Here is a 12,187-nt window from a genome sequence, read left to right as displayed (position 1 = left end):
AGGCAAGGTTTTCTTGGCCAGATGCCGCAGATTCCCACATGATTCGAGGCGGAACGACAGACTGCGGTATGGTGTGGTCTTTGGGGTGGTTTGGTAAGCGGATCGTTAAGGCGGGCGCTTGCATTGCACGAACAAATGTGGAACAAAACTAATTGTGCACGAAGCCAATTCCCTTGCAGGCGTGGCGCCGGGAGCATGCTAGAGCAGAAATGATGGAGGCGCCTTTCGGGGTGCCATGGGGCGTGCAGGGCGGTTCGGCCGGCACGCTGTGAAGCGAAGGAAGGAAGCCTCGATGTCGGGCTCGGTGAACAAGGTCATTCTGGTCGGTAATCTCGGCCGCGATCCTGAAGTGCGGCGGCTCAATTCGGGCGAGCCGGTCGTCAACCTGCGTATCGCCACGACGGAAAGCTGGCGCGACAAGGCCACCGGCGAACGCAAGGAGAAGACCGAGTGGCACAGCGTGGTCATCTTCAACGAGGGGCTGGCACGCATCGCCGAGCAATATCTGAAGAAGGGTGCCAAGGTTTACCTCGAGGGCCAGCTGCAGACCCGCAAATACAATGACGCTTCGGGCGTGGAAAAATATTCCACCGAGATCGTGCTGCAGCGCTATCGCGGTGAAATGACACTGCTGGACTCGCGCGGCGGCGGTGGGCAGGGTGAGGGCGCCCGGGACTATCAGGGCAATGATTTCGGCTCGTCGAGCCCGATGGAGCGCCGTCCGGCACCGGCCGGTTCGAGCAAGTTCTCCTCGGCCGACATGGACGACGACATCCCGTTCTGACGTCGGAACAGACCCGTCGACAAGGTGCCTGAAGCGCCGGTCACGTCTCGTGGCCGGCGTCTTGCTTTTGTGCGCGATCGAAGGCTCGATCATCGCCCTGCCGAGACGGAGAAATGGTGTCGAACGCAGTGCGGGCCCTTATCCGGTCACGATCGCCCTGACGCCATCGACGATGAACTGCACCGCCAGGGCCGACAGGACGATGCCGAGAAGTCGGGTTAGCACGACATTGCCGGTGATCCCCAGCAGCTTGTTGATCACGCCGGCAAGGCGGAAGGAGACGTAGCAGCAGGCCGTCACGAAGGCGATGACGAGAAACAGGGATGCGAATTTGGCCGGCTCGCCATGGGTCTGGGCCGATAGCAACATGACGGCTGTGATGGCGCCGGGACCGGCAATCAAAGGGATGGCGAGCGGGAAGGCAGCGACATTGGAGATGAAGTCCTTGGTGATGGCGGTCTCCGCAGTCTCGTTCTTGCGCATGGTGGAGCGGTCGAACACCATTTCATAGGCGATGGCGAAGAGCAGCAGGCCGCCGGCGATACGGAAGGCCGGCGTGGTGATGCCGAGCAGCCTGAGGAAGGGTTCCCCGGCGATGGCAAAGAAGGCGAGCACGCCGAAGCCGATCACGCTGGCGCGCCAGCCGACCGAGTGCTGCTGCTCCTTGTTCATGCCGCGGGTGACGCCCAGGAAGATCGGGCCGAGGCCGGGCGGGTCGACCACCACCAGCAAAGTGACGAGAGCGGCGGTCAGATAGTCCAGAATCGACGTCATCACGCCCCTCGACCGATCATTTGCACGCGCCAAGATTGACGCTGCGGCCCAGCCTGAATATGGCTGTGCCTTCCGCTTGCGGTCGAGAAAAATCAAGCCGCTTCGCACTCCGCTTGGCTTCCCATCCACAAGCAGCAGAAAGAAATCGGATCGAACATGTCAAATCTCTATCCGGCCGAGCTCGTCGCGGCCGCCAATGTCTCTGCCGCCTGGCCATTCGAGGAGGCGAGGAAGCTCGTTGCCCGTCTGCAGAAGCGCGCCGGCGACAAGAAAGAGATCCTGTTCGAGACCGGCTACGGTCCCTCGGGCCTGCCGCATATCGGCACCTTCGGCGAGGTCGCGCGTACCACCATGGTGCGCAATGCGTTTCGCCTGCTGACGGAAGATCGTATCTCGACCCGGCTGATTTGCTTCTCCGACGATATGGATGGCATGCGCAAGATCCCGGACAATGTGCCGGATCCCGAAGCGCTCAAGCCTTATTTGCAGATGCCGCTGACCCGTGTTCCCAATCCGTTTGGCGGCGCTTACAAGAGCTTCGGCGATCACAACAACGCCATGCTCCGCCGGTTCCTCGATACGTTCGGGTTCGATTACGAATTCGCCAGCGCGACGGAATACTATACATCCGGCAAGCTCGATGCCGTGCTGCTGAAGGCCGCCGAAAAGTACGACGAGATCATGGCCGTCATGCTGCCGACCCTCGGCGAGGAGCGGCAGGCGACCTATTCGCCGTTCCTGCCGATCTCTCCGAGCAGCGGGCGGGTGCTCTATGTGCCGCTCAAGGACGTGAATGCCAAGGCAGGGACCATCACCTTCACCGACGAGGACGGTGTCGACAAGACGCTACCGGTCACCGGCGGCAAGGTGAAGCTGCAATGGAAGCCGGATTTCGGCGCGCGCTGGGCGGCGCTGGATGTCGACTTCGAGATGTTCGGCAAGGACCACCAGACCAACGCGCCTGTTTATGACGCCATTTGCGAGATCCTCGGCGGCACGGCCCCGGAGCACTATGTTTACGAACTCTTCCTCGACCAGCACGGTCAGAAGATCTCGAAGTCGAAGGGCAACGGCCTGACCATCGACGAATGGTTGACCTATGCCACGCCGGAGAGCCTGGCGTTGTACATGTACCAGTCGCCCCGCTCGGCCAAGAAACTGCATTTCGACGCCATTCCACGAGCCGTCGACGAGTATCTGCAGTTTCTGGGCGGCTTCGGGCGGCAGGATGCAAAGAACCAGCTTGGCAACCCGGTCTGGCATATTCATGGCGGAAATCCGCCGGCGCCGGAGACGATCGGCCAGGAAGGGGCGCGCACCACGATCAATTTCGCGCTGCTGCTCAATCTGGTTGCCGTTGCCAATGCGGAGAACAAGGACGTGCTGTGGGGCTTCCTGCGTCGCCATGCTCCGGACGCATCGCCGCAGACCCATCCGCAGCTCGACAGGCTGGTCGGCTACGCGATCCGCTATTTCCAGGATTTCGTGAAGCCCGCCAAGAGCTATGCCGTGCCGACCGAGGAGGAGAGGGGGGCACTGCAGAAATTGTCCGACGCCCTCGGTGCCCTGCCTGACGATGCAGACGCCGCGGCGATCCAGGAGGCGGTCTACGATGTCGGCCGCGCTCTGCCGCCCTATCAGGACTTCAAGGCCAAGGGCGCCACGCCCGAGCGCCCCGGCGTCTCGCTGGAGTGGTTCAACACCCTCTATCGCATCCTCCTGGGCGAGCAGCGCGGCCCTCGCTTCGGCTCTTTCGCGGCGATCTACGGCATCCCGGAGACGAGGGCACTGATCGCCAAGGCATTGTCGGGTGATCTCGTGCGTGAGCACGAGGCTTTTGTTGCCTCCCGGCAGCCTGGTTGATCTTCAAAAACGGGGGGCTGGCGCAGTTCATGCCAGCTTCCCATATGACAGGGGTAGTCAGCGGGCCTCGCTTCGTGTAGGAACGCGCCCGAATTCTTTCCGGATCAGTTCATGCAAACCGTTCTCATCTCGATCCACCTGATGGTGGTGCTGGCCCTTGTTGTTGTGGTGCTGTTGCAGCGCTCCGAAGGTGGGGGGCTCGGCATCGGCGGCGGAACGGGCGGTTTCATGACCGGACGCGGCCAGGCGAATCTGCTGACGCGGACGACGGCCGGTCTGGCAGCTGCCTTCTTCATTACCAGCCTGCTGCTGACGATTCTCGCCAATCAGCAGAGCCGCCCGGGTGGTTCGCTGCTCGACCAGTATCGTCCGGCCGCGCCGGCCAGCCAGCCGGCCCAATCTTCGCCATCGGCTCCCGCTCAGCCGGCACCGGCGGCTCCGGCCCCGTCCAATGGCGGTTCGGTGTTCGACCAGTTGCAGGGCGGTGGCGAACCGGCTGCGCCGGCCAAGCCGTAACTGTGTAGCCCGGCGGTCATTTGTCGGGCTGAGGACTGTCGCGTCTTTGCGTGAACTGAAAATAATCCTGCGGGCAGCGATTGTCCGCTCGTCGAATCATTGTGTTTTTGTCTAAGTGGGGCTCCATGACGCGGTACATTTTCATCACCGGCGGCGTGGTCTCCTCGCTTGGTAAAGGGCTGGCCTCAGCCGCCCTCGGCGCGCTTCTTCAGGCGCGCGGCTACAAAGTCCGCCTTCGCAAGCTCGATCCCTATCTCAATGTCGATCCGGGCACCATGAGCCCGTATGAGCACGGCGAGGTCTTCGTCACCGACGATGGGGCCGAGACCGACCTCGACCTCGGCCATTACGAGCGCTTCACCGGGCGTCCGGCCTCCAGGGACGACAACATCACCACGGGCCGGATCTATCTCGACATCATCACCAAGGAGCGGCGCGGGGACTATCTCGGCGCCACCATCCAGGTCATTCCCCACGTCACCAACGCCATCAAGGATTTCGTCCTCAAGGGCAATGACGGCGTGGATTTCGTGCTGGTCGAGATCGGCGGCACCGTCGGCGACATCGAAGGCCTGCCCTTCTTCGAGGCGATCCGCCAGATCAAGAGCGACCTGCCGCGCGGTGCCTGCATCTACACCCATCTGACGCTGCTGCCCTTCATTCCCTCGGCGGGCGAGCTCAAGACCAAGCCGACGCAGCATTCGGTCGCCGAACTGCGCTCGATCGGTATCCAGCCCGACATCCTGCTCTGTCGTTCCGACCGGGAGATTCCCAAGGAAGAGCGCCGCAAGCTCGCTCTGTTCTGCAATGTGCGCGAAACCGCGGTGATCGAGGCGCGCGACGTCGCTTCGATCTATGACGTGCCGATCGCCTATCACGAGCAGGGCCTGGACACCGAGGTGCTGGCGGCTTTCGGCATCGATGACGCGCCCAAGCCGGATCTGTCGCGCTGGCGCAAGATCTCCCAGACCGTCCACAATCCCGAGGGCGAGGTCACTATTGCCATCGTCGGCAAATATACCGGCCTTAAGGATGCCTATAAGTCGCTGACCGAGGCGCTGACCCATGGTGGCATCGCCAATGGCGTCAAGGTCAAGCTGGACTGGATCGAGAGCGAGATCTTCGAACAGGACGATCCGGCTCCGCATCTGGAGCATGTTCACGGCATCCTGGTTCCCGGCGGCTTCGGCCAGCGCGGCGCCGAGGGCAAGATCAAGGCGGTGACTTTCGCCCGCGAGCGCAAGGTGCCGTATTTCGGAATCTGTTTCGGCATGCAGATGGCGGTGATCGAGGGCGCCCGTTCGCTCGCTGGTATCAAGGGCGCCAACTCGACCGAGTTTGGCGCGACCAAGGAGCCGGTCGTCGGCCTGATGACCGAATGGATGAAGGGCAACGAGCTCGAGCAGCGCGCCCAGGGCGGCGATCTCGGTGGCACCATGCGCCTCGGCGCCTATCAAGCCACGCTGAAGCGGGATTCCAAGATTGCCGATATCTACAACTCGACCTCGATCTCCGAGCGCCATCGCCATCGCTATGAAGTGAATATGAGCTATCGCGAGCGCCTCGAAGACAAGGGCATGGTGTTCTGCGGCACTTCGCCGGATGGCCTGCTTCCGGAGACCATCGAATATGCCGACCATCCCTGGTTTATCGGCGTGCAGTATCATCCCGAACTGAAGTCGCGTCCCTTCGAGCCGCATCCCCTGTTCTCTAGCTTCATCGCGGCCGCCGTCGAGCAAAGCCGGTTGGTTTGACGGGGGGCGGGTCTTCAGACCCGCCCTTCCTGACAAGACCCTGTTTCAGGCGGGTTTGAAGACCCGCCCCCCGATTCCGACTGGAGCGGCCTCATGTCCCGCGGTCTCGATCATCTCGTTCTTGCCGTTCGCGACCTCGATGCCGCCGCTGCGCATTACCGGGCACTCGGCTTCACGGTCGGCGCTCGCAACAGCCATCCCTGGGGTACCGAGAACCACGTGGTGCAATTTCCGGGCATCTTCCTGGAATTGATCACGGTGGGGGCTGACGGCATCACGGATGCCGCCTGGGCCGATCGCTCCCGCTTCGCCTCTTTCTCCCGCGACTATCTGGCCCGCTTCGGGGACGGCTTCGCGATGCTGGTGGTGGAAGCGCAGGATGCCGCCGCCGACAAACTCAGTTTCGACGAGGCCGATATTGGCGGCTTTGAGCCGTTCTTCTTCGAACGCCAGGCCACGCGGCCGGATGGTTCGGTGGTTCGTGTCGCCTTCACGCTCGCCTTTGCCGCCGACACCGCCATGCCGGCTGCAGGCTTTTTCGCCACACAGCAGCACGAGCCGCAGAATTTCTGGAATCCCGACTTCCAGCGTCACGCGAACGGGGCGGTCAAAGTCGGCGGCATCGTCATGCTGGCCGCTGAGCCGGCGGCAACGGTGCCTTTCTTCGAGGCCTTCACGGGGGCAAGGGCGGTCTGCGCCAGCGCCCGCAACATGGCGATCGTCACACCACGCGGGACGGTCGAGGCGATGTCGCCGGATTGCTATCGCGACGTGCTGGGCCTGGAGCCCGATTTGTCGCTGGCCCACGGACCGCGTCTGGCTGCCTTCAAGGTGACGGCACCGCTCGAAGCCGTCGCTGCCCGCCTGGATGAGGCAGGCATTCCCTTCATCCGCCACCGCAAGCATCTGGCCATCGCGGCCGCCGACAATTTCGGCACCGCCCTGATTTTCGAAGAGCCCAAGACTTGATCGGAGGGGTACGATTTCCAGGATCGTAGACGCCTCGCCCGACGCAATCGCGCATCTATCTCGTTAAAATCAGCGCATTAGGGGCGAGACGCCTGATGCCCCGTAGCATGCGCCAAGCTTGCCTTCGACTGCCGCCAGCCTTATCTCCGCGATATCGATCAACCTCAGGAGCGCTCATGACCGCCGCCAATCCCGTCGTCTCCCTCGGCAAGCTTCGCATCGGCAATGCGCTCCCGCTCACCGTGATCGCCGGCCCCTGCCAGATGGAGAGCCGCGAGCATGCCATGGAAATGGCTTCGGCCATCAAGGAGATCACGGACAAGCTTGGATTGGGCCTGATCTACAAGAGCTCCTTCGACAAGGCCAACCGCACCTCCGCCAAAGGAGCCCGCGGCGTCGGCCTCGACAACGCACTGCCGATCTTCGCCGAGATCCGCGAGAAGTTCGGCCTGCCGGTGATCACGGACGTCCATGAAAACGATCAATGCGCCAAGGTCGCTCAGGTCGTCGACGTGCTGCAGATTCCCGCTTTTCTTTCGCGCCAGACCGATCTCCTGGTGGCCGCTGCCCGCACCGGGCGGGTCGTCAACGTCAAGAAGGGGCAGTTCCTGGCGCCCTGGGACATGAAGAATGTCGTCGCCAAGATCACCGAGGCGGGCAATCCCAACGTGCTGGTGACCGAGCGTGGCGCCTCCTTCGGCTATAATACGCTGGTGACCGACATGCGTGCTTTGCCGATCATGGCCGAGCAGATTGGCGCGCCCGTGGTGTTCGACGCCACCCATTCGGTGCAGCAGCCGGGCGGACAGGGGACGTCGAGCGGTGGCCAGCGCGAATTTGTGCCGGTGCTGGCCCGCGCTGCCGTGGCGGTGGGCGTGGCCGCCGTCTTCATCGAGACGCATCAGGATCCTGATCACGCCCCCTCCGATGGCCCGAACATGGTGCCCCTCAATCAACTCGAGGCGCTGCTCACGCGCCTGAAGCAGTTCGACGCCATCGCCAAGAGCTAGCGTCACGGTTGCGGTTTGCGAGCAACTTTTGGAGCGCCGATCTCCTCAGCTCCATCAAGTGATGGAACGAGATCGACAAGCCTGGACACGCGGCATTCCCAGCCAAGAAAGATGTCAGCCCCGCTCCATCAGGTGATGGAGCTGTGAGGCTGACACTCCGCGGAGCTCAGCCCCGTCCGCGATAGCTCGGGACGCCCTGATCGGGCAGCCATAGAGCCTCGGGCGGCTTGCCGGTCTGCCAGAACACATCGATCGGGATGCCGCCGCGCGGATACCAATAGCCGCCGATACGCAGCCAGTGCGGTTCCAGGAGGTCGGCCAGGCGGCGGCCAACGGCCACCGTGCAGTCCTCATGGAAGGCACCATGATTGCGGAAGCTGGTGAGGTAGAGCTTGAGCGACTTGGATTCGACCAGCCAGTCCTTCGGCGCATAATCGATGACGAGATGGGCGAAATCGGGCTGCCCTGTCACCGGACAGAGCGACGTGAATTCCGGGCAGGTAAAGCGCGCGAGATAGAGCGTATCGGCCTGCGGATTGGGAACGCGGTCGAGCCTGGCTTCCTCGGGAGTAGCGGGGATCTTGCTGTCGCTGCCGAGTTGAAGAGAGGAGGGGTCGAAACTGGTCATGTTTGGCTCCCATGCATGGTTCATCTGCTCGGCAATCGGTGATTTCTTGCACCCATGCAAGCTGTTTCGGAGGGAACGTCGCCTGTCGTGACAATGTGACTATTTCGTGGCAGATCTCTCGTGCTAACGCTGGGGAATGCCATGCCGGTCATCGCTTTGATCCTGAGTGCCCTGATGGGCTGGGTCGTCTTTTGGCTGATCCGTTTTGATGGCCATGAGGTCATCGCCTCTTATTTCAGTGCGGCAGCGCGCCAGCGGCGCATGCAGCGGGCTCGAGACGCGGAGGTCAAGGCGGCTGTGCGCTCGGTGACGGAAGCGCGCGATGGCGCGCTTGCCCTGTTGATCAAGCTCGGCAGTGTCGACCACGCCGTGCTGCCGGCTGCGGAAAGCCTGATCGACGAGGCTGCCCGCACCGTGTTCGGCTATGGCGACAAACTGGTCGAACATCGGACCTTCGCCGAATATGTCGCCCGCAATACGCCGAGCTTTTCGGTGCTGTTCCGTGAATTGGCGCCGCTGTTCGACAAGCAGCTCGCGGCGGGAGAGCGCAAGGACCTGATCGATCTCATGCACAAGGTGGCTGAAGCTGCTGGTGGCATGACACCGGCGCGCCGGGAAATGCTCGACGAAGTACAGGCTCGTTTGTTGCCTCCCAAGGCGGCGCGCGTCTGAGATGGCGGTTTGGTGACGTTGTTTTACTCTTCCGCCATGGCCGTTCATCCGCTATGAGCGCGACGAACAATCCGTCATCACAAACAGGAGCAGCCCCATGACCGCTATCAGCGACATCATCGCCCGCGAAATTCTGGACAGCCGCGGCAATCCGACGGTCGAGGTCGATGTCCTGCTGGAAGACGGATCCACGGGAAGGGCTGCGGTGCCATCAGGCGCTTCCACTGGTGCGCATGAGGCTGTCGAATTGCGTGATGGCGGCAAGCGCTATGGCGGCAAGGGCGTCGAGAAGGCGGTGGAAGCCGTCAATGGCGAGATCTATGAGGCGCTTGGCGGCCTGGACGCCGAGGACCAGATCCAGATCGACCAGACCATGATCGACCTCGACGGCACCCCGAATAAGTCCCGCCTGGGCGCCAATGCCATCCTCGGCGTTTCCCTCGCCGTCGCCAAGGCTGCTGCGCAGTCAGCCGGCCTGCCGCTGTGGCGCTATATCGGCGGCCCTGCCGCTCGCGTCCTGCCGGTACCGATGATGAACATCGTCAATGGTGGCATGCATGCCGATAACCCCATCGACTTCCAGGAATTCATGGTGATGCCGGTCGGCGCGCCGACCTTCGCCGAAGGCCTGCGCATGGGCGCCGAGATCTTCCATACCCTGAAGAAGGGGCTGAAGGATGCTGGCCACAACACCAATGTCGGTGACGAGGGCGGCTTTGCTCCCAACTTGCCATCCGCCAAGGCTGCGCTCGATTTCGTGATGAGCGCCATCGAGAAGGCCGGCTACAAGCCAGGCGAGGATGTCATGCTGGCGCTCGACTGCGCCGCCACCGAGTTCTTTAAGGATGGCGTCTATGACTATAGCGGCGAGGGCGTGAAGCGCTCGATCGCCGAACAGGCCGATTATCTCGCCCAGCTCACGGCGGACTATCCGATCGTCTCGATCGAGGACGGCCTGTCCGAGGATGATTTCGAGGGCTGGAAGCTGCTCACCGACAAGGTTGGCAGCAAGGTGCAACTCGTCGGCGACGACCTGTTCGTCACCAACACCGAACGTCTGTCGATGGGTATCAAGAAGGGGCTGGGTAACGCGATTTTGGTTAAGGTCAACCAGATCGGCACCTTGACCGAGACGCTTGCGGCCGTGGAAATGGCTCACAAGGCAGGCTATCGCGCCGTGATGTCCCATCGTTCGGGTGAGACCGAGGACTCCACCATCGCCGATCTCGCCGTGGCCACCAATTGCGGGCAGATCAAGACGGGCTCGCTGGCGCGCTCCGACCGCACGGCCAAGTACAACCAGCTTCTGCGCATCGAAGAGGCGCTCGGCACGCAGTCTCTCTATGGCGGCCGCGCCGCGCTGAAGGCGCTCGCCTGAGCCTGATTCACTTGGGTTGAAGACCAAAGTCGGGGAGCTTCTGCTCCCCGGTTTTTTATTTGGGCCGCATTTTTGCATGGCGGTCCTGCCGGACCGGCATGCGGGAGGGGCTGAAACGTCGTGGATTTTGCGCTGCAGCAAGCGGCGTCAACGGAATATCAACCATCCAGGGTTAACCATGGCCGCATGGTCATTCGCACACGCATCCGCGCCATCTTGAACCAGCTCGCGCTTCTGGCGGGAGCGGCCGCAGCCATCGCTTATTTCTCCTATCAGGCCTTCAATGGCGAGCATGGCATCCAGGCACAGCACCAATTCGACCAGCAGAAGCAGGATCTGGGCAGTGAATTGGTCCTGCTGCAGAAGGAGCATGCCGCTCTCGATCGGCGTGTGAACCTGCTCAGGTCACAGGCGATCGATCCGGACATGCTGGATGAGAAGGCGCGTGACGTGCTGGGCCTCGTTCATCCCAATGACGAAGTAGTGTTGCTGACCAAGTAGGATCGGCTTTCCACTTGTTGCGACTTCTCTCCCGTTAAATCGATTCTATTTCGACGACGTTCCAGGGCAGTGTCGAAGTTTGACAAAAATGTGTCGAAGAATAACGGGAATTGAGTTCATTGCTAAATGAACTGAAATTGAGTTTATTCATAATTGTGTTGCATGTTCAATATGTTGCAGTGCAGCATTTGGGTGTGGCTCTCGCTTTTTGATATTGGATGCGCTAGCACTTCCTCAGCTTAGCCACCAATAATCGGAGGGTTCATGGCCGCTACAGCCGCAAAGGCCGCTGCTACCGCTAGCAAGGCTTCGAAGACTGCCGCCCGCTCGGGCAAGGCAGCGGGGGCAACCAGGACGGCATCGTCGTTCTCCCGCGACCAGGAGCTCAAGGCTTATCGCGAGATGTTGCTGATCCGCCGCTTCGAGGAGAAGGCCGGACAGATGTACGGCATGGGCCTGATCGGCGGTTTCTGCCATCTCTATATCGGGCAGGAAGCCGTCGTGGTCGGGCTGCAGATGGCTTCGCGTGAAGGCGATCAGGTCATCACTGGCTATCGTGACCACGGCCATATGATCGCGGCGGGCATGGCCCCTCGCGGCGTCATGGCCGAGCTGACCGGACGCCAGGGCGGTTATTCGCACGGCAAGGGCGGCTCCATGCACATGTTCTCGGTGGAGAAGGCTTTCTATGGCGGCCACGGCATCGTGGGCGCGCAGGTATCGCTCGGCACCGGCCTGGCTTTTGCCAATGCCTATCGCTCCGACGGCAAGGTGAGCCTGACCTATTTCGGCGACGGCGCCGCCAACCAGGGCCAGGTCTATGAAAGCTTCAACATGGCGGCGCTGTGGAAGCTTCCCGTCGTCTATGTGATCGAGAACAACAAATACGCCATGGGCACGTCGGTGAATCGTGCCTCGGCCCAGACCGACTTCTCCCGCCGTGGCCTCTCCTTCAACATTCCCGGCGAACAGGTGGACGGCATGGATGTGCGCGCCATCTACGCGGCGGGCCAGAAGGCGATCGAACATGCTCGTTCCGGCAAGGGCCCCTACATCCTGGAGATGCTGACCTACCGCTATCGCGGCCACTCGATGTCGGATCCGGCGAAGTACCGTTCGAAGGACGAAGTCCAGAAGATGCGGACCGAGCACGATCCGATCGAACAGAGCCGCGCACGCCTGCTGGAAGAGCATGGGGCGAGCGAGGAGGAGCTGAAGAAGATCGATTCCGAAATCCGCGACATCGTCAACGATTCCGCCGATTTCGCCACCAGCGATTCCGAGCCCGATCCCTCGGAGCTGTGGACCGACATCCTGAAGTGATGGTCGGCAGTTCCA

The 12,187-nt window shown here is 62.0% G+C and carries 12 protein-coding genes; 10 read left to right on the top strand and 2 right to left on the bottom strand.

Features of this window, described 5'->3' with window-relative positions:
• The first annotated feature begins 292 nt into the window (after positions 1-292).
• Entirely contained in the window at positions 293-784 is a 492-nt protein-coding gene (ssb, locus tag AB4037_RS13645; RefSeq protein ID WP_149255008.1) for a single-stranded DNA-binding protein, read from the top strand.
• 138 nt (positions 785-922) lie between these two features.
• Here ssb and AB4037_RS13640 read toward each other — a convergent pair whose 3' ends face one another.
• A complete protein-coding gene (locus AB4037_RS13640) occupies positions 923-1,558 on the bottom strand; it encodes a MarC family protein (protein ID WP_441771877.1) in 636 nt (211 codons plus the stop codon).
• Between the two features lie 156 nt (positions 1,559-1,714).
• Between AB4037_RS13640 and AB4037_RS13635 the strand changes: the two genes are divergently transcribed.
• From AB4037_RS13635 to kdsA, 5 genes are all read left to right on the top strand, one after another.
• On the top strand, positions 1,715-3,421 hold the full coding sequence (locus AB4037_RS13635; RefSeq protein ID WP_441771876.1) for a lysine--tRNA ligase: 1,707 nt from the start codon (positions 1,715-1,717) through the stop codon (positions 3,419-3,421).
• 111 nt (positions 3,422-3,532) lie between these two features.
• Positions 3,533-3,937 carry a preprotein translocase subunit SecG gene (secG, locus tag AB4037_RS13630; protein WP_434956657.1) on the top strand — a complete coding sequence of 135 codons (405 nt, stop codon included), beginning with the start codon at positions 3,533-3,535 and terminating at the stop codon, positions 3,935-3,937.
• A gap of 125 nt (positions 3,938-4,062) precedes the next feature.
• Complete coding sequence (locus AB4037_RS13625; protein WP_441771875.1) at positions 4,063-5,691, top strand: CTP synthase; 1,629 nt, start codon at positions 4,063-4,065, stop codon at positions 5,689-5,691.
• A gap of 93 nt (positions 5,692-5,784) precedes the next feature.
• Entirely contained in the window at positions 5,785-6,660 is an 876-nt protein-coding gene (locus tag AB4037_RS13620) for a VOC family protein (RefSeq protein ID WP_441771874.1), read from the top strand.
• Between the two features lie 176 nt (positions 6,661-6,836).
• Complete coding sequence (kdsA, locus tag AB4037_RS13615; RefSeq protein ID WP_434956654.1) at positions 6,837-7,670, top strand: 3-deoxy-8-phosphooctulonate synthase; 834 nt, start codon at positions 6,837-6,839, stop codon at positions 7,668-7,670.
• A gap of 166 nt (positions 7,671-7,836) precedes the next feature.
• Here kdsA and queF read toward each other — a convergent pair whose 3' ends face one another.
• On the bottom strand, positions 7,837-8,298 hold the full coding sequence (gene queF, locus AB4037_RS13610) for a preQ(1) synthase (RefSeq protein ID WP_441771873.1): 462 nt from the start codon (positions 8,296-8,298) through the stop codon (positions 7,837-7,839).
• A 141-nt stretch (positions 8,299-8,439) separates the two neighbouring features.
• On the opposite strand from queF, the gene AB4037_RS13605 reads away from it, so the two are divergent.
• The 4 genes from AB4037_RS13605 (at position 8,440) to pdhA (ending at position 12,172) form a co-directional block, all read left to right on the top strand.
• Positions 8,440-8,970, top strand: a complete 531-nt coding sequence (locus AB4037_RS13605; RefSeq protein WP_434956652.1) for a hypothetical protein — start codon at positions 8,440-8,442, stop codon at positions 8,968-8,970.
• A 97-nt stretch (positions 8,971-9,067) separates the two neighbouring features.
• Positions 9,068-10,348, top strand: coding sequence for a phosphopyruvate hydratase (eno, locus tag AB4037_RS13600; protein ID WP_434956651.1), 1,281 nt, complete (start codon positions 9,068-9,070; stop codon positions 10,346-10,348).
• A gap of 186 nt (positions 10,349-10,534) precedes the next feature.
• Positions 10,535-10,849 carry an FtsB family cell division protein gene (locus tag AB4037_RS13595; protein ID WP_434956650.1) on the top strand — a complete coding sequence of 105 codons (315 nt, stop codon included), beginning with the start codon at positions 10,535-10,537 and terminating at the stop codon, positions 10,847-10,849.
• A gap of 264 nt (positions 10,850-11,113) precedes the next feature.
• Positions 11,114-12,172: a pyruvate dehydrogenase (acetyl-transferring) E1 component subunit alpha gene (pdhA, locus tag AB4037_RS13590; RefSeq protein WP_434956649.1), complete on the top strand. Its 1,059-nt coding sequence runs from the start codon at positions 11,114-11,116 to the stop codon at positions 12,170-12,172.
• Positions 12,173-12,187 lie beyond the last annotated feature (15 nt).

Source organism: Labrys sp. KB_33_2 (genome assembly GCF_052114505.1).
Taxonomy (GTDB): Bacteria; Pseudomonadota; Alphaproteobacteria; order Rhizobiales; family Labraceae; genus Labrys.
This window is presented reverse-complemented; position numbering and strand designations above follow the sequence as displayed.